At 54.7% G+C, this 24,208-nt stretch carries 10 protein-coding genes and 1 pseudogene; 7 read left to right on the top strand and 4 right to left on the bottom strand.

Translation table 11 applies throughout. From position 1 onward, the window contains the following. The first annotated feature begins 46 nt into the window (after positions 1-46). The gene (panB, locus tag MNU25_RS03595; protein WP_240983813.1) at positions 47-904 is read left to right on the top strand and encodes a 3-methyl-2-oxobutanoate hydroxymethyltransferase; all 858 of its coding nucleotides are present in this window, start codon (positions 47-49) and stop codon (positions 902-904) included. Between the two features lie 232 nt (positions 905-1,136). Continuing rightward, the gene (locus tag MNU25_RS03590) at positions 1,137-2,492 is read left to right on the top strand and encodes an MFS transporter (RefSeq protein ID WP_240983812.1); all 1,356 of its coding nucleotides are present in this window, start codon (positions 1,137-1,139) and stop codon (positions 2,490-2,492) included. An 84-nt stretch (positions 2,493-2,576) separates the two neighbouring features. On the opposite strand, the gene MNU25_RS03585 is transcribed toward MNU25_RS03590, so the two are convergent. The 3 genes from MNU25_RS03585 to MNU25_RS03575 all read right to left on the bottom strand — a co-directional run bounded on the left by MNU25_RS03585 (position 2,577) and on the right by MNU25_RS03575 (position 6,055). Next, positions 2,577-5,393, bottom strand: a complete 2,817-nt coding sequence (locus MNU25_RS03585) for a GAF domain-containing protein (RefSeq protein ID WP_240983811.1) — start codon at positions 5,391-5,393, stop codon at positions 2,577-2,579. A gap of 247 nt (positions 5,394-5,640) precedes the next feature. Further along, a complete protein-coding gene (locus MNU25_RS03580) occupies positions 5,641-5,841 on the bottom strand; it encodes a hypothetical protein (protein WP_240983810.1) in 201 nt (66 codons plus the stop codon). A gap of 1 nt (position 5,842) precedes the next feature. After that, complete coding sequence (locus MNU25_RS03575; RefSeq protein ID WP_240983809.1) at positions 5,843-6,055, bottom strand: hypothetical protein; 213 nt, start codon at positions 6,053-6,055, stop codon at positions 5,843-5,845. A gap of 209 nt (positions 6,056-6,264) precedes the next feature. Between MNU25_RS03575 and MNU25_RS03570 the strand changes: the two genes are divergently transcribed. The 3 genes from MNU25_RS03570 to MNU25_RS03560 all read left to right on the top strand — a co-directional run bounded on the left by MNU25_RS03570 (position 6,265) and on the right by MNU25_RS03560 (position 13,660). Continuing rightward, positions 6,265-6,873 carry a nitroreductase family protein gene (locus MNU25_RS03570; RefSeq protein ID WP_240983808.1) on the top strand — a complete coding sequence of 203 codons (609 nt, stop codon included), beginning with the start codon at positions 6,265-6,267 and terminating at the stop codon, positions 6,871-6,873. A 195-nt stretch (positions 6,874-7,068) separates the two neighbouring features. Beyond that, complete coding sequence (locus tag MNU25_RS03565) at positions 7,069-7,275, top strand: hypothetical protein (RefSeq protein WP_240983807.1); 207 nt, start codon at positions 7,069-7,071, stop codon at positions 7,273-7,275. Positions 7,276-7,495: 220 nt separating this feature from the next. Beyond that, positions 7,496-13,660: a hybrid sensor histidine kinase/response regulator gene (locus tag MNU25_RS03560; RefSeq protein ID WP_240983806.1), complete on the top strand. Its 6,165-nt coding sequence runs from the start codon at positions 7,496-7,498 to the stop codon at positions 13,658-13,660. On the opposite strand, the gene MNU25_RS03555 is transcribed toward MNU25_RS03560, so the two are convergent. Next, positions 13,639-14,337, bottom strand: coding sequence for a response regulator transcription factor (locus tag MNU25_RS03555; protein ID WP_240983805.1), 699 nt, complete (start codon positions 14,335-14,337; stop codon positions 13,639-13,641). The genes MNU25_RS03560 and MNU25_RS03555 overlap by 22 nt on opposite strands. Positions 14,338-14,558: 221 nt before the next feature. On the opposite strand from MNU25_RS03555, the gene MNU25_RS03550 reads away from it, so the two are divergent. Continuing rightward, positions 14,559-23,660: an IPT/TIG domain-containing protein gene (locus MNU25_RS03550; protein WP_240983804.1), complete on the top strand. Its 9,102-nt coding sequence runs from the start codon at positions 14,559-14,561 to the stop codon at positions 23,658-23,660. Further along, positions 23,657-24,205, top strand: a pseudogene (locus tag MNU25_RS20780) (InlB B-repeat-containing protein); the annotation flags it as partial. The gene MNU25_RS03550 and the pseudogene MNU25_RS20780, both read left to right, overlap by 4 nt. Between the last annotated feature and the right edge of the window lie 3 nt (positions 24,206-24,208).

Below are 24,208 nucleotides of genomic sequence, written 5' to 3'. Positions count from 1 at the left end.
TGAGATCTATAATTAACTTAACACAACGGAAAGGGGTTGCTTTGAAATGGACGAAATTAAACGAAAAAAAGTTACCATTCCCTATCTTCAGGGAAAAAAGAAAAAACATGAATTAATTACTATGGCGGGCTTTGGCGATTATCCAAACGCGGTTGCGGCGGATCGCGCCGGTCTCGATATCGCCTGTGTGAGTGATGCGACTTCTATGACCCTATTTGGAAGAGACACCACCCTCACTGTACCTTATGAAGAAGAACTCACCATGGTCCAAGCGGTTTCCCGTGGAATTAAGTATGCACTCATCATGGCGGACATGCCCTATATGAGCTACCATGTGTCCAAAGAGGAGGCCATCAAGAGCGCCGGTCGTTTCGTCAGCGCAGGGCGGGCCGACGTGATGAAATGCGAAGCAACCAAACACATCGCCGGAAACATCGAAGCTATCATTAAAGCCGGAATTCCGGTTATGGGGCACATTGGGTTGACACCGATGCGGGAAGCGCAAATGGGAGGATTTAGGGCTATCGGAACAACAGCACAAGAGGCCAAAGCCCTCATTGAGGATGCTCGTATCATGCAAGAAATCGGTTGTTTCTCTCTTCTCCTGGAAGTAGTCCCACAAGAATTGGCTAAAATTATCACCGAAAGATTAAGCATTCCTGTCATTAGTCTCGGGGCGGGACCTTACTGTGACGGCGTGCACATTATAGCCGGTGACATGCTGCGCATTCATGATGGATATGTCCCGAAACACTCTAAGGTTTACGTCAATCTTTTAGAAACTATGGAAAATGTGTATAAGGCGTACCGGGATGATGTGGTTACAACCAAGTACCCCGAAGCCAAACACACCGTGTCTATGAAACCCGGCGAGCACGAACGCCTATTGGAGCTGTTGAAATAGTACTCCCAGACAGCTCAAGACCTGTCTGCTTGCACTTCCCAGGGAAAAATGTCGAAACAAGCTTTGGACTTGTTTCGGTCCTCCAGGGGTCTCAGCACTTCGTCCGGGAAGTTCAAGAAGGCTTGTACCCAGATTGAAAGCACGCCTACCCCATGTCAGTGACCGAACAGTCGGCACTCCAAGCAAAGACCCAAAGCGCGTGTTAGACAAAAAACTAGGGAGTGAGCGGAATATGGACGCGAATGAAACGGCCGCACAAATGAATATTCCCGGTCGGCTCGAAAGACTGCCCATGACATCTTTCCAGCGAAAACTCTTCACGGTCATTGCCACCGCCTGGTTGGCAGACCAAGTAGATGTAGCCTTATTATCCTTTTTGATGGGTGCTCTGACTGTTTATTTTCATCTCACAGCGGTCCAAATCGGCTTTCTGGCATCCATGACTTTCGCCGGGCAGTTAGCGGGCAATGTCTTAGTCGGTGTTGCCGCCGATCGGTTTGGCCGCAAGATGACTTTCCAGATCAGCATGATTATCTGGGGCATCGCCAGTTTTCTGGCGGCGGGAGCGTGGAGTATAGGGGCACTTATGGTTTTTCGTTTTCTGATCGGTTTGGGCGTGGGCGGTGAAGCCCCGGTCGCCCAGGCACTAGTCTCCGAGTTTGTACCTGCCGATGTAAGGGGAAAATATATCGCTTTTATGGAGGGTTTCTGGGCCGTAGGCTACGTTCTTTCGGGAGGAATTGCCTATTTTCTGCTGCCGCGCGTCGGTTGGCGCTGGGTGTTCGTGGTCGTCGGACTCCTATCCATCGTGATTTTCTTCGTCCGCAGACACCTGCCTGAGTCACCCCGGTGGCTAGCCGATAAGGGCCGTATTCAAGAGGCTAACGTCGTTCTAACGGGTATAGAACGGGAAATCGCCAAACGAACAAATAAACCTCTGCCAGCGGCCAAACCATTTTTCGCTGAACTCAGCACGCAGAAAAACTCTATTCTCACCTTATTCGATAAAATGTATTTAAAACGAACCTTTATGGCTTTTGGCTTGTGGTTCTTCTCCCTCCTCGGTTTTTTCGGTCTCTCGTCTTGGATGGCTGTGCTCCTCAATTCCCGAGGCATTTCTATCACCCAGTCCGTGGGGTTTCTCACCCTCATTACAACAGGGGGCATTCCCGGCTTTTTCGTGGCCGCCTATCTTTTGGAGAAAGTTGGCCGGAAACCCACAACGGTTCTCTTTCTGATTATGAGTGCCGTAACCGCCTATCTGTATGGCCAAAGCACAGATTACACCATGTTGTTCATTACTGGCTTTATCATGCAGTTCTTTATGTTTGGGATGTGGAGCTGTCTTTACGCCTATACTCCGGAACTCTATCCGACCCACGCCCGCTCAACCGGAGCCGGCTTTTCCTCAGCGTTCGGGCGCATTGGCGCGATTGCAGGCCCCGTCATCGTCGGGTATGTTGTCAACACGATTGGGCAAGTCGGTGTGTTCAGTTTGGGAGCTATTAGTTTCGCTATAGCCGCCTTACTGGTACTGGCCTTGGGAATCGAAACCAAAGGTCTGACCTTGGAGGAAATATCGAAGTGAATCAGGATGCCATGCCATAGCCTTCTTGCAAGAGAGAAGGCCTCTTTTTTTCTCTCTTCATCTTTGCCTCTGGTCGGCTTGCACCTAAGGTTGTAGCAATGCCGTAAATTCGGGTTGATCTTTGGCCTTCATTATCCTGAAGAGCTTGCAGGCAAAATACAAATTGACACGATCCGTTGTCTTGGTCAGGTCCGCCTGAATAACCTCCTGAATCTTCTTTAAACGATATTTCAACGTGTTCGTGTGGATGAACATCGCCTGCGAAGTATCAATCAAACTGCAATCATGATCCAGATATTGCTCCAGTGTATCCACCAAAGACATTTTGGCTTTCTCGTCGAGTTCGATCAAGCCGCCCATCGCATTTCGCACAAAGCTATCCAACAGGTCCTCATTCCCTTCTTGGAAGAGAAAGCCAACGATACCCAAGCGGTCAAAATAGACCGGAAGCGTACCCATCCGCCAGGTCTTGGCAGAAAGCAATGCTTTCCCCGCCTCTTGATACCCTTTGCGAAATTCCAATAAACCATTCAACACGGAACTCACTCCGCAGTAGAGCTTATCGTTTCTCTTGAAACGAACTGCCACTTCTTTTTCTAAACGTGAAAAGATCTTCTCAAGAGAGACGTCCGTTGACCCTGTCACAGGACAGGCAATCACCAGCCCTTGGGCATCAGAAAAAAAGGCGGGTTTAATGGGAAAGTGAAGGGTTGCCTGTGGCACAGATTCTAACAGTTCCTGCTTGATCTGCAAATTCTCCAATTGAGGCAGGGGCTCTTTCGTGTCAACTCGGATCAAAAGAATGCGATACTGGGCTTCGGCACTCAACCCCAAATATCCCGCCCGGTGAACTAAGTCCTTTTGTTTGGCGGGGTAAGACTCCTGAATTAAGGCTTCCAGTACCTGCCCTTTTAACTGACGCTCTATGTCCAAGGAGCGGTTTATGTTCAAAATCGTTAGGGCGTAGGCTGTGGCTGAAGATTCGATAATATGCCTGTCCATAACTTCAATGGCGTCGGAACAGACAAATAGTGATACGAATCCCAGCACTTTCATCCCTACGATAAGGGGAACCAGATACCGAACGCAATCGTGAGCATCAATCAAAGTAACAGGTTCTTTGCTGCGCAAAGCTTTCTGATAGTGCACAATAACATCGGGCACCTCGCGTTGGCTGTATATGGTGGAGAAAGGAAGGTCTTCTGAAGATCGGCTAAGGACATTGCCCATATGATCCTCCACCAAAATCCCGTGCCCGGTTGAACCATGGACAGCATCTGTGATTTCCTGGATAGGTCGGTTATTTAAGACAAGATGAAGTAATTTGTTATGGAGGGCAAAAACATCCTCCAATGCTTCTTGGGAAGCCCTCATTTGCTCACTGTAGTAACGGAGCTCGTGCACAGTTTTCCGCTCGTTAGAAAAAAGTTCTGCATTCTTAAGCGCTATTGAAGCGATATCCGCAAAAATCCTGGAGACCAGAACCTTCCCCGATGAGCGCACAAAAGGCTCCGCCTGGAACATGACCAAAAGTGCGATCCGCTCGTTTTGAAATAGCATGGGCAGAAATAATGCGAAAGCATATCCTTGCCCATCCGCACCCGCCACTTCTTCCACGCCGGACCCCAACAGGTTCTCCACGTAGTGGTTCCTCGTAATCGCGTACTGTTTACTATGCATGATAATTCGAGCGCTCAATTCCGCAGAACGCGCCTCGTCCATTCCCGAGAAAGCAGCAAGACTCAAAGATTTCCCTTCTCCTCCGGTCAGCAACAACCCACCCTGTGCGCCGAGGAGAGAGCGGGCCATGTTTACGATATTTTGGGGCAGCGTCTCCAGCAAAGCCGACTCCGTAATCTCACGGATAGCATAATTAAGAGCACCCATTTGCTCCAACGCCTGCTGGAGATCCCCCCTCGTCTCCAAGTGAAGCAGTGCGTTTTCGATGGTGAGCGCGACATGATCCGTGATGTTCTGCATGATCCGCATGCCATCATGCTCCAGGAAAACGTCGGGGTTCAGGCATACCATGTAACCCAGTTTTCTGTGCCTCCCCACCAAAGGCATCGCCAAGGCATTCTCCGTGCTCAGAACCAATTCACTGCGTTCGCCGGGGAGAGCCTCGCTATCCTCCGCGGACACCAGTGTTACGTTCATCAGTTCTTTCAATTTCTCCATCTGCTCTTGAGGAAGAGGATGGCTTCCGGCGAACTGTGTGATACTGGATAGCGGATTGAGAACCATCAAGACAAAATCAAGTCCCATAAACCAGCCTTTGATCTTAGCCGCCAATTTGGTCAGAAGGTCTTGCAGGCTGCAGTTTAATCTGGAAACCTGCATGATCTCGTTCAGGGCACGCCTCAGATGTAACTCGTTCTGCACTTGCGCATGAACCCTAGCATTGATTATGGCAATAGCGGCGAAGTTGGCGAAACTGGATAATATCTTGATATCGTTCTCTGTATATCGCTGATCCGGGTTATTTGAGTGCACATTGAGCGCCCCAATGGCTTGATCCTGCCATATAATGGGTACACCGATCACGGCCTTAATTTCATAGGATTCTAGGATAGCAACACGTCGAGCATATGTTCCATAGTCATTGAGAAGAATGGGCTTCTGTGTATTGATAATCTGGCTCCCCAGGCTTTCCGTGGAAGAAAGCCTTTTGTTAAAAAACTCTTCTTCTGCAAGATTAAAAACAGACACGTAGCGCGTTTCTCCGGTATACTCATTCCGCAGCAACAAGACCGAACTATGCGAATCCAATAGCTCTGTCGCATACTGTGTAATTAAGGATAGAACAATTTTGGGATCGAGACTAGATGTGAGCTGTTGCCCTAAATGAGTCAGCATATCGTATTGCAGAACCTGCTTGTCCGACGCGCTACGTACAATCATAGCTGTTCCTCCCTCACAGCCCCCGGCTCTCAAGCCCATTCTCTGCCGAATTCTCAAAAACCCTGCACCTACTGCAATGAGCCTCGTAATTAAGTATAACCGATTTGCAGATCGGCCGCAAAACCCTGTGACGGGTGTAAAGAAGACTTGGTTGGCGCTGCACCCCGGTCGTCTACCTCATCGCGCTGACGACTTTCATCATCTACCTCGCTCCTTGGGTCGCGACCGGCAAGATTCTCCTCCCCGCTCAACGGGGCAAGGTCTTGGGCATGCCCTCCGAACCGGCTTTACGTTCTTTCGCCGGCACATGGGTGTGCTTTGCCCCGCCCAGACCCCAGCCGAAAGCAATCAGATAGAGAACCGGAGAGATCATGGAACCCAGGGTAATGCTCCCAAACTTCCGTTTAAAGTAGACATACTCCTGCCACATAATCGCGGCCAATCCCATCTCATTCCCCAACCCTTCTGTTCGTCAGCTGCAAAAAAACATCTTCCAGATTAGAAGAACGGATCTTAACACTCCCCGCTAGTTTGGCTGCCGAGGCCATGGCCTCTTCTCTTGTTTCAAAAAGAACGTCTTTAGTTTCCCCTGTCTCAAAATATTCGACCACGACTTTCCCCACCTTTTTGATTAACCTGGCCGGAGTGTCCAATTCGACCAAACCTTTATCCTGCCTTTCTTCTTCTCGCTCTTTCTCCCCGCTTTCCTTCCTATTCTCCTCTTGTTCCTGCTGATGTTCACCGAAGCGTCCAGGCCGTTCGAACGGTCCTTGTTCTTCCTGGCCGATCCGGTGAGGCGACGTCCAGCCGCCTTTGGTTTGTTTTTCTTTGCTATTTCAGCGGGAATCTCACAATTGGAGGAGATAGTACTATGGAATTAATCGACGCCATGAAAAAAAGGCACAGCGTCCGCAAGTATAAAGCCGATGCTGTCCCAGATGAAGCAATTACGGAATTGCTGATGGCGGCCAGGCTTGCTCCCTCCGGGAGCAACTTGCAGCCCACCCGCTTTGTTGTGATCAAAAGTCCGGAGGCAAGAGCACGTCTAAGTGCGGCAACTTCGCTCCCCTTTGTCACACAGGCACCTGTCGTCCTGGCATGCTGTGTAGATGCCGATTCTTTTGGCGGACTGGGAACCCGGATGCGTGAACTCAAAGAAGCCGGAGCTTTCAATGACACTCCTCTGGCCGACTTGGATTCGAAAGACTACGCCCAACGCCGGCAAATGGACAAAGCCACTGCGCAAGGGTATCTGCGTCTCAATGCAGCCATCGCCCTTGAACACGTGGCTTTGCGGGCTGCTGACCTGGGACTGGGAACGTGTTGGGTCATGATGTTTGATCAGGGCAAGGCCAAAGAAGTGCTGGGACTCGGCGACAATTACAGTATAGTGGCTCTGATGCCCGTCGGCTATGCGGATCAGGACCCTGCACCCCGTCCCCGACTGGAACTGAAGGATCTCCTTCTGAAAGAACTATAAACGCTCGTTAGGTTGATTCATACCTGAGCCGCCTGAACCAATGTACCTTCCACAGCGGTTAGATTCTGACGACCAACGCAGTAGAAGTGTATCACAGGATGTGCAGAAATTTACGAAAACAAAGTCTATTCTCCCCACTGACGACTCAATCCGGAAGGGGGTATTCCTTTCGGTTCTAAGGATGCCATATTTATAATGAAACAAATTAAAACGGGCATAGTATTATGGCTGATGCTGGCCATGCTTGCATCAGGCGTGCCCACCGCCTTTGCCCAGTCGCCGCCTTCGACGCAGACTCTGAAGACAACCCATGGGACAGCAATTAAGGTCAGATTACCACTTGGGTTGCCGATTACCAAACAAAAACAGCGGACAACATACGGAGTGACGGTTATCCAATAAAATGAAGTGCCCAGCAAAAAAAGCAGCAGTTGATTGATAAGACTGCTGCTTTTTTACGGAGGGCTGGCCGGTTACATTGCGGTAACAATTGAACGATTTCATGTAACAATGCCATGGTAAACTAAGGTGGCAACCTGATATGGTAAACTGATGTTAACCTGATAAAGAAACATTCTGACGGTCAGACAGGGGAAAAGCAGTTAAGAAGGTAGGGCTTTAAATGGCTGCCAGTGATGGATTCAGAATTCTAAATAAATTTTATGAAGGAAAGTATTTCATCCTTTATAAAGCCATTGAGGAAAAAGACGGCACGCCGGTCATCTTAAAAAAGCTGCGGGATGTTTATGATTATGGCGAAGCCCTGGCATATTTTAAAGGCGAAATGGAGATTACCGGAAATCTCCGGTATGACGCCATCCTGAAAATAGAGGGAATTGCCCGCCACCATTCGGCGCCGGTCCTGGTGACGGAGGATTTTGAGGGCGAAGTACTGGCCGGCAGGCTGGCCTCGGGGCCCATGGCCATTGCCTGGATCCTGGAGATTGCTATTCATCTTGCCGCTGCCCTTGAAGCCGTTCACAGGGCACATATCGCCCATCATAACTTAACAACGGAAAACATCCTGATCGACTGCCAAAATACAGCCGTCAAATTAACCGGCTTTTATCCGGCGCCCGCAACTCTGTACACGGCAGATAAACCTGGCAGCCTGGCCGGTGCCAGGTTGGACGTGCGCTACATAGCGCCGGAACAAACGGGCCGGGTGGTCCAAAAGGTTGACTGCCGGGGGGACTTCTATTCTCTGGGGATCATTTTATATGAGATGTTAACCGGGGTTGTGCCTTTCCCGGCTGATGATTATGCCGCATGTGTCTATGCCCATCTGGCTCAGGAAGCCATACCGGTCTGCCGGCGCAACGAAGAAGTGCCGGAGGTATTGTCTGCTATTGTGGGCAAGCTCATGGAGAAAAGGGCGGAAAAAAGGTATCAAACGGCGGCGGGCCTGCGCTCCGATCTGGAAAGGTGTTTGCAGACGCTGGACCACGCGGCCGGCCGCGGCGGGATTCCCGGCTTTCCCCTTGGGCACTATGATCTCTCTGAGCGTCTGGCTATCCCGACCCGAACCATTGGCAGGGAAGAAGAGAAAAAACGGCTGCTGGCTGCTCTTGCCCCAGTGCGGGCGGGCAGGGCGCAGATTCTCCTGATCGCCGGGGCGGCGGGTGTGGGCAAGACCACGTTCGTCAATGAATTAGCCGCTCCGGTCAAGCAAGGCGGAGGGCTGTTCCTTCAGGGCAAGTTCGATCAGTATAAGAAGAATACCCCGTATGCCGCTTTTAACGAAGCTTTTGAGCGGCTGTTCCAGGAAATCTTAAGCCTCGGCCCCTCCGGTATCGCTGGGTGGCAGGGGAAGATCAGGGAGGCGCTGGGGGAAAACGGCAAGATTATTACCGACATTTTTCCCGGATTGGCCAAAATTACCGGAGTGCAAGAGCCACCGGAGGATCTTCCGGCATTAGAAGCTCAACACAGGTTTAAGCAGGCTATGGTCCGTTTCCTCCGGGTCATAGCTTCCCCGGACCGCCCGCTGGCAGTTTTTCTGGACGACCTGCAGTGGGCGGATATCAACAGCCTTAAGCTGCTGGAACTCATAGGCGCGGGAGCGGAAGAAGTCCATATTCTGTGTATCGGAGCCTACAGGGATGATGAAATCAGCCCTGCCCACCCCTTGTCCGCAGTCATCGAAAAACTGGGAACAGGTTCCGCCGCCGGGGAGACGATCACCCTTAAACCCTTGGAGTTTGCACAGGTTCGCAGGCTGGTCCTGGAACTGCTGCAGAAGAGTGGGGAGAAAGAAAACGAAGTAGAACCCCCACTTATAGAATTGGGGGTCTCAGACGGCGATGAACAACCGAAACTAAGGCAGGAGAGCGATAACCCCATGGAGAGGCTGGCCCGGCTTTGTTATGAGAAAACGGACGGGAATCCCTTTTTTCTTTACCATTTTATCCGGTCCCTGAAAGAGGAGGGCTTGCTCAGCTTCAACCATGCCGCCCGGCACTGGGAAGTCGATGGGGAGCGGATTCTTCGGAGCGGTGTAACGTCCAATGTCGTGGATCTGCTGGTGCGCAAGATTTCCCGCCTGTCCGGTCCTGCCGGCGGGATTCTCCAAGCGGCGGCTTGCCTCAATAACACGTTTGATCCGGAAACTCTGGCCTATCTGCAGCGGATGCCCCCGGAAGCCGTAAATGACGCCGTGCTGGAACTCGCCGGCCAAGGGCTGATCCTGGCCCTGGAGCGGGCAGGCACAGCGCCCGCCGGTGGTAATTCAGGGCCCGCCCGCTACCGGTTTGCCCATGACCGGGTGCAGCAGGCAGCCTATATCTTGCTGGATGAAGGCCAGAAACAGGATATTCATTACCGTTTGGGGCATTGGCTGTGGCAGAAATGTCCGGAGTTTTCCCAGGCCGAAAACCTGCTGGAGATGACCGACCATCTGAACTTAGCCGGGAATCTTGTCCGGGCAGGGGATGAAAGCCTGCTCCTGGCCCGGCTCAATTTGGCGGCCGGCCAAAAATCGAAGCAGTGCGCCGCCTACGAAAGCGCTCTGGATTATATGCGCCGGGGGATCCGCCTGTTAGGGGACGACGCCTGGGGCAGCCACTATGAGACGGCTTTGGACCTGTATAACGGAGCTGTCGAGACGGCCTATTTATGCGGAGAGTACCGGCTGATGGACCAATATGGAGACGAGGTTTTGCAGCAAGGGAAAGCCCTGCTGGACAAGGCCGTGGTCTACGAAACGAGAATTGAGTTTCTGACGGTGCAAAACAGGCTCGGGGACGCGATCGGCACGGCCAGGGATTTTCTGAAGCAGTTAGGAGTAAATATTCCGCGCAAGCCTTCCCGCCTGAATGTCATGGCTGCCTATCTCCGGATCCGGCTGGCTCTGGTGGGCCGCAATTTTGCTGATCTTAAAAACATGCCGGAAATGACGGAGCCAAAATTTCGCACCGCTATGCGCATTCTCAGCAGCGCCGGGATTGCGGCATATTCCTATTCCAATCCTATTATGGTGATGCTCACCCTTAATGCCGTCCTGATTTCACTTCGGCAGGGGCTTGCTCCCGCTACGCCGGTAGCTTATGCCGGATATGGCCATATTCTCTGCACTTTCATGAAAAAGCGCGAATTGGGATACCGGTTCGGCCGGCTGGCGGTGGAACTGCAGGCCGGCTCGAAGTCAAAAACCTTTGCCTGCAAAACCAACCTGCTGTTTGAAATTCTGGTCCGGCATCAGAAAGAACAGATCGGGAACACGCTGCAGGGATTTCCCCACAACCATCAGCAAGGCCTCAATGCCGGCGATTTGGCTTCGGCGGGCCATGTGATGATGCAGCATTTTGTCTATTCCTACCTGTCCGGCCGGGAACTTCTCCGGATCCGGAACGAGATGGACCTGTACCAAATTGACCTGATCCGGACAGGCAACCAAACCTCGATCATGGTGTGCATGATGTATCGGCAGGGAGTTGCCAACTTGCTCGACTCAGCCGCTGAACCCTGGCGCCTGACCGGAGGGTATTTTAATGAAGAGGAGGCCCTGCCCCATTATCAATCAGCCAATGACCGGACCATTATTGCCAATTCATATTTCAACAAAATGGTGATCTCCTACCTGTTTGGCCGTATTGACCTGGCCTACGGGAACCTGAAGACCCTGGAGGAATATGCCGATGGAGTTATCGGTACATTCTGCGTCCCGGTTTACAACTTCTACGCTATCCTGATCCGGCTGGCCCTGCCGGGTTCCGGCACCCGCCGGGAGAGAGCCGCGCACCGGCGGAAAATCCGCTCCTGTCTTCGGTCCCTGCAAAGCTTCTTGCAGGATGCTCCGGAAAACATCACCAACAAATACTCCCTCATTCTGGCGGAGAAGGCCCGGATTGCCGGCAACCACCGACTGGCTATGACTTATTATGATCAATCCATTCAGTGGGCCAAGCAATCTGGCTTTTTGCCGGAAGAGGCCCTGGCTAACGAGCTGGCAGCCAGGTATTACCAGGCCGCGGGCCGGAGCCGGGTGGCGGAGGGATATGCCAACGAGGCCATTTCCTGCTATCAGCAGTGGGGTTGTGCGGCGAAAGCCAGGGAGCTGGAGGCGCAGTATCAAGGATTAAACCGGGACAGGAGGCTGAACCGGACCAGGCAAGAGACAACCGCTGTTGAGTTGACGGCTCCTCTCTCCCTGGATGTGTATGCCATTGTCCGGGCCAGCCAGGCCATTTCCGGAGAAATTGTGCTTGAGGAACTGCTGAGGAAGATGATCCGGATTGTTTTGCAGCATGCCGGAGCCCGCAAGGCCCTGTTCATGATCGAGCAAGACGGAGAATTCCCCGTTGTCGCGGCCGGGAGCGGCGACCCGGCCGGCGTGGAGGTGGCCGAAGGCATGTCTGCGCTGGCTCTGGCCGGCCCTTCCCGGAAGCTGCTTAACTATGTGGTCAACACCGGGGAAAGCGTTATTTTGAACAGTGCAGACGAGCTGGAACGTTTTTGGGACCGCCAAGACGGGCCGGGGCCGCAGGCCAAATCGCTGCTGTGTCTTCCCGTGGCCTCGAAACGCAATCTGGTCGGCCTCCTCTACCTGGAAAACGATTTAATGGACGGCGCTTTTAGCGGGCAGCACCTACCGGTCCTCCATATCCTCGCTTCCCAATTGGCCATATCCCTGGAAAATGCCAGACTCTACCGGAACATGGAGCAGATGGTCGAGGCAAGAACGGAAGAGTTGAACACGAAGAACCATGACCTGCAATTGACCAACCTCCGGCTCACCCACGCCAATCAGGCCAGAACCGTGTTTCTGGCCAACATCAGTCACGAAATGCGCACTCCCCTGCACGGGATCATTGGCATGGCCGGGCTCATGGAAAAGAGCGATCTGCCGTCGGAGCAAGCGGAGAATGTCGCCGCCATCCTGTCCTCGGCCCGTTCCCTGTTGGAAATCATCAATGAAATCCTGGATATGTCCAAACTTGAAGCCGACAAGCTGGAATTGGAGGAAAGGGATTTTGATTTAAACCGCTTGGTCCGGGAAATCCTGCCTTCCTTTAGACTCAAAGCCCAGGAAAAGGGCATTAAGCTGGTTTGGAAGGTCCGGCAGGAACCTGGGATGGGTTTGCGGGGAGATCCTCTGCGGATTAAACAAATTATCACCAACCTGCTCAGCAATGCCGTCAAATTTACGGCCAAGGGGGAAGTGCGGCTGGACGCGTCGGCTGTCCGGGACGGCAACCGGCAGGCTCTGCTGAGAATAACGGTGGCCGACAGCGGTATCGGCATTCCCGCGGATAAGCTGGCTTACATTTTTGAAGACTTTACGCAGGTGGATAGCAGCATTGCCCGCAAATTCGGGGGCACCGGGCTGGGACTTTCCATTAGCAAAAAACTGGTGGAGTTAATGAACGGCAGCATAACGGTGGACAGCGCCTTGGGGCGCGGCAGTCTTTTCCAATGTGCGCTCAGATTAGGACTGGCCGAGAGCGGTCAAGGCCGGAGGCCTAAGGCCGGCCGGAGCGCCGCCAGGCCTGAGCTGGAGGCTCTGCGCATCCTTGTGGCGGAAGACGATTCGATCAGCCGCAAATATATTAAAGCCTTGCTCAAATATTTGAACTGCGACGTGACTCTGGCCGGCAACGGACGGGAGGTATTGGAGAAATTAAGAGCCGGTTTCTATGACTGCATTATCATGGACAAAAATATGCCTGAACTGGACGGCATCGAGACCACGCGGCTGATCCGGCAGAAAGAGGAGGGCACGGGCCGGCATATTCCGATCATCGCCCTGACGGCCTCGGCTCTGGTGGGCGACCGGGAGAAACTGCTGACCGCGGGGATGGATTTTTTTCTATCCAAACCGATTATTGAGACGGAACTGGCGGAGATTCTGAAAGGAGTAAAAAGCAGGGTTTCCGGAAAACAGGAGCCGGAGAACGTCAATAGCGCCGCGGCAAACTTGATTGACCGGCCGGTGTTTTTGGCCGAAGCCTCGCTGTATGGCGAGGAAGTGACACTGGAAATCATCGCCGAGTTTTTGGCGCGTTATCCGGACGTATTAGAAAGTATTGAGGAAAATATCAGGAAAGCCGACTTTACCCAATCACAGAAGGAAATCCACCGTTTGGCCGGTACCTTGTCGTTATTTCACTGTGACGGTCTTGTGGCTCTCGTCAGGGACATGGAGGAAAAATCAAGTGCGCGGGATCTGGCGGGCCTTACCCGCTGGATGCCGGCGCTCAAAGACAATCTGGCCGTATTGCGGGAGGAACTGGAGGAACTGGAGAAAATGATAACCGCTCTGCAAAATCAATCGGCGGACAAACGGTAGCCGACACTCCTGACCGTTTCGATGATCTCGGGATTAAGTCCATGTTCTTCGAATTTTCGCCGGAGGCGTCGGATATGGACATCCACGGTGCGCGTCTCCAGAAACTGTTCATCCTGCCATAACCGATCGAGCAGGTAGTCCCGGGTAAACACTTTGCCGGGATTGCAAACGAGCAGGGCCAACAGTTCAAATTCCCTGTAGGTGAGTGTTGCCGGCATTTGGTTGATCCACGCGGTGCGTTGTTCCAGATTTAATTCAATTCCAGGGACAGTCAGAATTTTGGCAGTGTTTTGCCCGAGGGCGTCTATCCTGCGGAAGACGGTTTTCAGTCTGGCCAGCAGTTCATGATATCTTACGGGCTTACTCAAGTAATCGTCGGCCCCCATCTCCAGACCGAGGACTGTTTCGATCTCGCTGTCTTTGCAGGTCAGCATGATGACAGGCAATTGCCGGTAGGCTGGCTGGTTCCTGATCCATTTTAGTACATCCAAACCGTCCATATTGGGTAGGACCACATCCAGGATGACGGCATCGGCGGCATATTCCCGGAGGCTTGCCAGGGCTTCTTCGCCTGAAGCGCAGAGGATCGCGGCATAGCCGTTCTTCTCCAAAGCCGCCCTGAGCAGCTTGCAAATTAATGGATCATCGTCAACCAGCAGCACCGTTCTCTTTTTCACAATTTGTCCTCCCAAACTGCTCAAGGTTCTCCGGAGAAGGTTCCCCGATAGATGAATCCCCGATTGAGTATATCAGTTTACGCAATTGATTATATCAGTTTACATATTGGTAACACAAGAATGAACGCCCGTAACAATGATAGTCTTAAATTAGGATGTTGCAATCCTTAAACTTCAGACAGAAAGAAATTAGGCAAAACATTGAAAGGGGAGAAATCAAAATGAATAAAAAGGCCAGGCGCTTTGCGCAGCTATTGCTTGCCATGGTTTTTCTGATAACCGCCATGCTGGGGTTCCCAAGGACGGCAGCGGCGGCAAACCCGCCCGTGCCGTTGTCATCCCTGGCGCCCGGCACGGTGGTGAATTTTGCCGGGTATAACTGGATAGTGCTGGATCCTGGTACGGGTTACCTACTGATGCAGGGTTTTTACGGTAATAACCAGCCGTTTACCGATATGTCCGATTTGTCCGGCATTATTACCCCGAATATCTTTGATCCTAACAATACATACAATATTGCGTATTATCTTAATCAGCCTGGCCCTGGCCAATTCATCGGCACCGGGTTTTATCAGTATTTATCAAACAATTATCCCGAATATATCCCATTAGTCCAAGAACATAGCTGGAATGTCGGAGGTATCGATCAAAATGGCAATGGCAGCGAATCATCATCCACAGTGAATGCCCGTATTGGCCTGCTCAGTTACAGAGAATGGGAGAGTTATTCACAGTGCTGCAATCCGTCATCAGGCTTTCTCAGCAATCCGTCTTCAATATTCTGGACAATCACTCCCATTCCAGGAAGTTTTGTTCATTGGAATGTATATACCTCAGGCTCACTGTTATACAGCAGTATGGGTAATGGCTACGCCGTTCGTCCCGCTTTATATCTGAATCCTGATGTCTTGATATCCGGCGGCAGTGTTACCACACAACTGATCACAGCCAGCAGCCTGAGAGTGACATCCACTGGCAACTCCGCGGTGGGGGCACCCGTAACGATGACTGTGACGGCCATAGATTCCAACGGGCGTACGGTCCAAAGTTACACTGGAACGGTGCATTTTACCAGCAGCGATACCAACAGCCCGGTACTGCCGCAGGATTACACATTTACAGGCTGCGGCAGCGGTAAAGATAACGGCACCCACGTCTTCACGGACGGCGTCACGTTGAACACCGTCGGCCCGCAGACAGTGACGGCGACGGATACGACGACGGGGAGCATTACCGGGACGGTTGACATCAACGTGCTTACTGTGACCGGCATCAGCCCAACCAGCGGGCCTGTGAGCGGGGGCACGGCGGTGACCGTCACCGGCCATGGCTTCATCGGGGCGACCGGCGTCAGCTTCGGCAGCGTGGCGGCAGCCAGCTTCACCGTCAACAGCGACACTTCGATCACGGCTATCTCACCGGCGCAGGCGGCCGGGACGGTGGACGTGACCGTGACCACCCTGGGCGGGACGAGCGCCACCGCCCTTGCCGACAAGTTCACCTATTCCACCAATGAACTGGTTGGTTGGTGGAAGCTCGGCGAGGGCTCTGGGACCGCGGCGGCGGATTCCTCCGGCTACGGCGACAACGGTACGCTGACGAACCCCGTCTGGAGCACCGACCATACGCCTGACATCACCGATCAGGTCAACGCCTCCCTGGATTTCAGCGGCGGCGGCAGTTCATTCACGGCGCCCCTTCCCACCACCGCCACCGGCAACGTCAGCATCTCGGCCTGGGTCAAGTGGAACGGGGCGACCGGTGTCTCCGATTATCAACCCATCGCCTATGTCGGCAACCCTGGCAAAAACGGTTATGGCCTTTTTCTGGACAGCAGCGGCAAACTGGAAGTTCTCCTGGGAGGCGTAGCGTGGCTGCCCACAACGGCAGCGCTTACGGCCAATACCTGGCAGCAGGTGGCGCTTGTCGGCGTTCCCAGTGGTGGGACGGAAAACTGGACAATTTATCTGAACGGAATTCAGGTGAGCCAGGTAAGCGGCAATCCGGTTGCGTCGGTACCGGGTGACAATATGCTAATTGGATTTACCAGCAACGCCACTTCTACTGCACCGCATTTTCCCGGCCTGCTCGACGATGTCCGCATCTACACCACTGCCCTGACGCCAGCGCAGGTGCAACAGTTGGCGGGAACCGTCGTGACCGGCATAGGCCCGGCCGGCGGACCTGTGAATGGAGGCACGGCGGTGACCATCACCGGATACAACTTCACCGGGGCAACCGGGGTCAGCTTCGGGGGCACACCGGCAGCCAGCTTCACCGTCAACAGCGACACCTCGATTACGGCTGTCTCGCCGGCGGGGAGCGGCGCGGTGGACGTGACCGTGACCACCCAGAACGGGACGAGCGTCAACGGCCCCGGTGACAGGTTCACCTACGGCCCGGTGCCGGTGGTGACCGGCGTCAGCCCAATCAGCGGGCCTGTGAGCGGGGGCACGGCGGTGACCGTCACCGGCCATGGCTTCATCGGGGCGACCGGCGTCAGCTTCGGCAGCGTGGCGGCAGCCAGCTTCACCGTCAACAGCGACACTTCGATCACGGCTATCTCACCGGCGCAGGCGGCCGGGACGGTGGACGTGACCGTGACCACCCTGAGCGGGACGAGCGCCACCGCCCTTGCCGACAAGTTCACCTATTCCACCAATGAACTGGTTGGTTGGTGGAAGCTCGGCGAGGGCTCTGGGACCGCGGCGGCGGATTCCTCCGGCTACGGCGACAACGGTACGCTGACGAACCCCGTCTGGAGCACCGACCATACGCCTGACATCACCGATCAGGTCAACGCCTCCCTGGATTTCAGCGGCGGCGGCAGTTCATTCACGGCGCCCCTTCCCACCACCGCCACCGGCAACGTCAGCATCTCGGCCTGGGTCAAGTGGAACGGGGCGACCGGTGTCTCCGATTATCAACCCATCGCCTATGTCGGCAACCCTGGCAAAAACGGTTATGGCCTTTTTCTGGACAGCAGCGGCAAACTGGAAGTTCTCCTGGGAGGCGTAGCGTGGCTGCCCACAACGGCAGCGCTTACGGCCAATACCTGGCAGCAGGTGGCGCTTGTCGGCGTTCCCAGGGGTGGGACGGAAAACTGGACAATTTATCTGAACGGAATTCAGGTGAACCAGGTAAGCGGCAATCCGGTTGCGTCGGTACCGGGTGACAATATGCTAATTGGATTTACCAGCAACGCCACTTCTACTGCACCGCATTTTCCCGGCCTGCTCGACGATGTCCGCATCTACACCACCGCCCTGACGCCAGCGCAGGTGCAACAGTTGGCGGGAACCGTCGTGACCGGCATAGGCCCGGCCGGCGGATCTGTGAATGGAGACACGGCGGTGACCATCACCGGATACAACTTCACCGGGGCAACCGGGGTCAGCTTCGGGGGCACACCGGCAGCCAGCTTCACCGTCAACAGCGACACCTCGATTACGGCTGTCTCGCCGGCGGGGAGCGGCGCGGTGGACGTGACCGTGACCACCCAGAACGGGACGAGCGTCACCGGCCCCGGTGACAGGTTCACCTACGTCCCGGTGCCGGTGGTGACCGGTATCACGCCCGCCAGCGGAAAAGTGAGCGGCGGCACAACGGTGACCATCACCGGATACAACTTCACCGGGGCAACCGGGGTCAGCTTCGGCGGTACGTCGGCAACCAGCTTCACCGTCAACAGCGACACCTCGATTACGGCTACTGCCCCGGCGCATGCGACCGGTACGGCGGAAGTGACGGTGACCAACGCATACGGGACGAGCACCGGGGGCTTAGGCACTATATTTACCTATTCCACCAATGAGCTGGCTGGCTGGTGGAAGCTCGGCGAGGGTTCAGGGACGACGGCAGTCGATTGGTCCGGCTACGGCCACCATGGCACGGTAACCAGTCCGTTAGATGTCGGCAGCCCACCGTGGTGGGTTGATAATGATTATCCGAATTCAATCGACCGGGTCGGTGGCTGCGTGGATTTCAGCGGCGGTGACAGTTCATTTACGGCGCCCATCCCCACCACTAACACCGGCGACGTCAGCATCTCGGCCTGGGTCAAGTGGGATGGGACTACCTGGGGCGATGGGAGTATACATCAGCCCATCGCCTATAACGGCACCCTCGATGCAGGAAACGGTTATGGCCTTGCTTTGACCAACCTAGGCTATCTGGAAGTTATCAGCGGAGGTGCCTGGTTGGCCACAGCAACAAAACTCACCCCCAATACTTGGCAGCATGTGGCGGCGGTAGAGGATGGCTCGGGGAAATGGACCGTTTACCTGAACGGCACTCAGGTGGGGCAGGTGAACACCACTCCTGCCACGCCCACCGGCTATATGTACATCGGATACTTAACCGTTCAGAATACCATGTGGAAATTCCCAGGCCGGATCGACAACGTCCGCATCTACACCACTGCTCTGACCGCGGCACAGGTGCAGCAACTGGCGGCGACCTTCCCGGTGGTGACCGGCGTCAGCCCAACCAGCGGCTCCACAGTCGGCGGAACAACGATGACCATCACCGGCAGCGGCTTCACCGGAGCGACCGGCGTCAGCTTCGGCGGCACGGCGGCCACCAGCTTCACCGTCAACAGCGACACCTCGATCACGGCTATCTCTCCGGCTCATGCAACCGGGACGGTGGACGTGACGGTAACCACCGCACTGGGCGGAACCAGCGCCGCAGTCGCTGCCGACCGCTTTATCTATGTCCAGGTCCCCTCGATAACCGGCGTCAGCCCGTCCGTCGGGCCGGCAGCCGGCGGCACGGTGGTGACAATCACCGGCAGCAGCTTTACCGGGACAACCGGCGTCAGCTTCGGCGGCACGGCGGCCGCGAGCTTCACCGTCAACAGCGACGCCTCGATCACGGCCGTCTCACCGGCGCACGCGGACGGTACGGTGGACGTGACCGTGACCACGCCGGGCGGGACAAGCGCCGCCGTCTCCGCTGACCGGTTCACCTATTCCACCAACGAGCTGGTTGGCTGGTGGAAGCTCGGCGAGGGTTCGGGGACCACGGCAGCCGATTCGTCCGGCTACGGCTACAATGGTACGCTGACTAATTCAGTATGGAGTACTGACTGTCCATCTTCAGTCGACCAGATTGGCGCTTCTCTGGATTTCAGCGGTGGCAACAGTTCGTTTACAGCGCCTATTCCCACCGCTGCTACGGCCAACGTCAGCATCTCGGCCTGGGTGAAGTGGAACGGGAAAACTGCCAGTAACTATCAACCTATTGTTTATAACGGCAACCCCGGCGCCGATGGTTATGGTCTCTTTGTAGACAGCAACGGCAATCTTGAGGTTCTCTTAGGAGGTATAGCCTGGCTTGATACGACTGTACACCTGACCCCCAACACCTGGCAACAAGTAGGGCTTGTGGGTGTGCCTGCCAGCGGGACGGAAAACTGGACCGTTTATTTGAACGCAAATCCGGTTGCCACGGTTAGTGGTATTCCCAAAGCCCCGGCATCCAGTGACAAGATGCTCATCGGATATGCTACCAATGCTACTTCTACAGCAACGTATTTTCCAGGCTTGATTGATGACGTCCGTCTCTACGCAACGGCTCTGTCTTCAGCTCAGATCGAGCAGTTGGCAGCAGTTTATCCTGTTGTGACCGGGGTCAGCCCGGCCACCGGGTCAGTAAATGGAGGTTCGGTCGTGAATATTACCGGCAGCGATTTTACAGGGGCGACAGGGGTAGACTTTGGCAGCGTGGCCGCAGCGAGCTTTGCTGTCAACAGCGATACCTCAATAACTGCTACTGCACCGGCGGGAAGCGGCACGGTGGACGTGACCGTGACAGCTCCGGGAGGAACGAGTGCCGCCGGTCCGGGTGACCAATTCACGTATTTAAGCACTGCCAAAGACATCACCGCCTTTAGCGTAGCGGGCCAGGTGGGATCATCAACCATAGATTTAATTAACCATGCCGTAATCTTCCACATGCCCTATGGAACCGACGTGAGCGCGTTGAATCCGAGTATAACCGTCTCAGCCAATGCTGCCGTGTCTCCAACGTCCGGAACGGCGGAGGATTTCAGCAATCCGGTGATCTATACGGTAACAGCCCCGGACAACTCGTCCCAGAATTGGTCGGTTACCTGCCTGATCGATACGGTCACCCACACCGTAGCGGTATCGGCCAATCCTGCGGTGGATGGCACAGTCAGCGGCGGGGGCACCTATGCCGAAGGAGCGTCTGTGACAGTGACGGCCTCCGTGTACAGCGGCTATACCTTCGTCAACTGGACGGAGGGCGGCAGCCAAGTGAGCACCAGTGCAGCATTCGTCTTCACCATGGGTACGGCTGACAGAACTCTGGTGGCCAACTTTGCGGCAATTCCGACGTACACCGTAACTTATAGCGGCAACGGCAGTAGCGGAGGAAGTGTACCCACCGACAGTAATAATTACACAACAGGTGCAGCGATTACCGTCCTTGGTAACACTGGCAGCCTAGTCAAGACAGGCAGCACCTTCGCGGGATGGAACACCGCAGCAGACGGAATCGGAACGAGCTACGCAGCGGGAGCAACCCTAACGATGGGGAGTGCCAATGTCACGATGTACGCCCAGTGGACGGCGAATCCGCCTCTTACCCACACCGTCAGCGTCTCATCCAATCCGCCGGCAGGCGGAACGGTTTCCGGCGGGGGTACGTATGCCGAAGGCGCTTCGGTGACGGTGATGGCCACGCCCAACAGCGGTTATAACTTCGTCAACTGGACGGAAAACGGCAGTGCAGTGAGTACCATTGCAGCCTATACCTTTACCCTGGGCACGGCAGACCGGACCTTGGCGGCGAACTTTGCGGCTATCCCGCCTGTCATCACCACAGGAACCATCAGCGGGACGGTAAGCGACGGAACGAATCCGCTGGCCGGAGCGACGGTGAGCCTGACGGTGAGCGGCAGTGTCTATTCAGCCACAACGGCCGGCGATGGAAGCTACGCTATCCTCAACGTACCTGCGGGAACAGGCTACACTGTGACTGCCAATCTGACAGGCTACACCGGTGCCAACGCAACTAATGTAAACGTAACAGCCAATACGACAACCTCGGGCGTGAACCTTACCCTGAGTGTTATCCCGCCCACCATATATACGGTAAGCATCGCCAGCCTGACGGACGGGAGCATCACAGCCAGCCCGAGCACGGCAGCGGAAGGGACAGCCATCAACCTGACGATAACCCCGGATGCCGGGATGCAGCTAAAAGCCGGAACTTTGCAGTATAACGACGGGACAACGGATCACCTGATCAGCGGCACGAGCTTCACCATGCCGGCGGCCAACGTCACGGTCTCGGCCCAGTTTGAAGCCATACCGCCTGCTCCCACTCTCACCGTTCTTACCTTAAGTGGCAGCATTCCTGACCTCACAGTCGGGCAAGCAGTCTATGATCTCAATAATCTTAGTCTGAACGGAACTGACCAATACGGTGCTCCTTTTAGTCTGAGCGGTCAGACCGTACAATGGAATCTGGCTTCAGGAAATGCTTATGCCGGCTTGACAGGCAGTTTATTGACTCCGCTGGCCGCCGGTTCCGGCACGGTTACGGCCACTGTCTATGGTGTCGCGAGCAATCCGCTTGGATTTACCGTCATGGCCCCGAGATTTTCGGGAGGCGGCGGAGGTAGCGCGAATACCCCATCCCCCACACCGACAACAGTGACCGGCAACGTCACAGACGGTACGACAGGCGCGAAGGTTTCCAGTGTAACCGCTACCGTAACGACCGGCAGCAACGACAATGATACAGTTTCCATGAGTGCCGGACAACTCGCGGTGCTTAAACAGCCGGACGGAACCATAAGTCCGTTAAGCGATCTCTCTCATGTGGCTATAACCTGCGCCACAGGAACGCCTGTCCCAATTTTCTCTGACGGGACAATCCAAATGGCGGACCTGGCCAAGGGAACCGACAATAACTTTAATATCACTTGTGATTTGGGCCATGGGCAAAAGATTACGATTGCCACCATGCAGATTAAAATTGACAGCAGCGGAAATGTCACCTTATCTGTTGTGTTAATTGACCCCTATGGCATCATCACGGATGCCAGGACCGGCAAGGCTTTGGCGGGAGTCAATGTCACCTTGTACTATGCCGATACCGGGAGAAATAAGGCTGCAGGAAAAACTGCGGATACCGTCGTCGCACTGCCCGGCATCGCCGGCTTTAAGCCTAACAATAACCAGGATCCCCAGACCAGTGACAGCAGCGGAGCCTATGGCTTCATGGTCTTCCCGACCACGGATTACTACATCATCGCCACCAAGGACGGGTATGCTCAATACACAAGTCCGACTATTTCCGTGGAACAGGAAATTGTCCATTGGGACTTTAAAATGAGTCCGACCCTCTCCGGAGTCACCAGACTGGCGGGCCGGAGCCGAGTCGATACCGCCTTGGCCATTGCCCAAGCGGAATACCCGGGCAAGATCGCCAATGCCGTCCTGGCTACAGCCGACAATTATCCGGATGCCTTGACCGGAAGTGTCCTTGCTTACAAAGTGAATGCACCCATTCTGCTGGTTGGAAGTTCGGCTGCCGACCAGGCAAAGGTCTTGGGCTACCTGAAGTCCAGCCTGGACCCGGCGGGAACCGTTTATATCATGGGAGGCACGGCTGCGGTCGGCAGCGCCATGGAAAGCCAAGTGGCCGCGAGCGGTTTTAGCCATATCATTAGAATTGCCGGAGCGGACCGCTATCAAACTTCGGCCGAAATAGCGGATCAATTGGCGGTCAAGGCCGGAACCCCGCTGGTGCTGGTCAGCGGTGAAAACTATCCCGACGCTCTGTCTGTCAGCAGTGTGGCGGCCCAAATGCAGCTTCCCATCCTGCTGGTCCAAAGGGACAGAATCAGTAACAGTGTCAGGCAGGAAATCAGCGCCATCAAACCTGGCAAAGTCTACATCATCGGAGGAGAAGGGGTTATCAGCGCAGCTGTGGAAAACCAAGTGGCTCAACTCACCGGCTTGGCGCAGACGAACATCGTACGGATCGGGGGAACCGATCGCTATGCCACTTCCCTCGCTGTGGCCCAATACTTCAACTTAACCGGCCAAAATGTCTGCATCGCCACCGGCGGCAACTTCCCGGACGCCCTGGCCGGAAGCGTCTATGCGGCCAATCACAATGCCCCGATTATTTTAGTCGGCAGCAGTTTGACGGATCAGGCAATTACCTATCTAAAGACGAGAAAACTGACCGGAGCGGCTATATTTGGCGGGGAGGCTGTAGTTAGCAAAGATATTGAGCAGCAACTGCAACAGTTGATAAAGAAAGGTGGGAACCCTAAATGAGTGACAAAAACAGGATATTCCATGTCATTCTTGCCCTTGTCTTGATACTTGGTTCTATTTTTAACGCTATACCGGCAGCGGCAAAAGTGGGCAGTTCAGGGGATGTCATCTATGACGGCAACGGCTCGACCGGAGGAAGCGTGCCGATCGACAGCAATACCTATGCCCTAGGCGCAACGGCAACCGTATTGGGCAATACCGGCAACCTGACCCAGACAGGGTATACCTTTGCCGGGTGGAACACCGCGGCGAACGGAAGCGGAACGAGCTATGCGGCCGGGGCACCCCTAACGATGGGAGCTGCCAATGTCACCCTGTACGCCCAGTGGACGGTTGCCTACACTGTCAGCGTCTCGGCCAATCCGCCGGCGGGCGGAACGGTTTCCGGCGGCGGTACTTATCCCTTGGGTGCGACGGTAACGGTGACAGCTTCCGTTTACAGCGGCTACAATTTTATCAACTGGACCGAAAACGCTGCACAGATCAGCACCAGTGCGGCATTCACCTTCCCCATGGGTGAGGTTGACAGAACTCTGGTAGCCAACTTT

This window comes from Acididesulfobacillus acetoxydans (genome assembly GCF_902729405.1).
GTDB classification, from domain to species: domain Bacteria; phylum Bacillota; class Desulfitobacteriia; order Desulfitobacteriales; family Desulfitobacteriaceae; genus Acididesulfobacillus; species Acididesulfobacillus acetoxydans.
Note: the sequence above shows the minus strand (reverse complement) of the source record. Positions and strands in the feature narration are given on the sequence as shown.

What these genes read in the sequence shown, in the direction of transcription:
- panB (WP_240983813.1), top strand. Translation starts at nt 47, where the DNA reads ATGGACGAAATTAAACGAAAAAAAGTTACCATTCCCTATCTTCAGGGA.
- MNU25_RS03590 (WP_240983812.1), top strand. Translation starts at nt 1,137, where the DNA reads ATGGACGCGAATGAAACGGCCGCACAAATGAATATTCCCGGTCGGCTC.
- MNU25_RS03585 (WP_240983811.1), bottom strand. Translation starts at nt 5,393, where the DNA reads ATGATTGTACGTAGCGCGTCGGACAAGCAGGTTCTGCAATACGATATG.
- MNU25_RS03580 (WP_240983810.1), bottom strand. Translation starts at nt 5,841, where the DNA reads ATGGGATTGGCCGCGATTATGTGGCAGGAGTATGTCTACTTTAAACGG.
- MNU25_RS03570 (WP_240983808.1), top strand. Translation starts at nt 6,265, where the DNA reads ATGGAATTAATCGACGCCATGAAAAAAAGGCACAGCGTCCGCAAGTAT.
- MNU25_RS03565 (WP_240983807.1), top strand. Translation starts at nt 7,069, where the DNA reads ATGAAACAAATTAAAACGGGCATAGTATTATGGCTGATGCTGGCCATG.
- MNU25_RS03560 (WP_240983806.1), top strand. Translation starts at nt 7,496, where the DNA reads ATGGCTGCCAGTGATGGATTCAGAATTCTAAATAAATTTTATGAAGGA.
- MNU25_RS03550 (WP_240983804.1), top strand. Translation starts at nt 14,559, where the DNA reads ATGAATAAAAAGGCCAGGCGCTTTGCGCAGCTATTGCTTGCCATGGTT.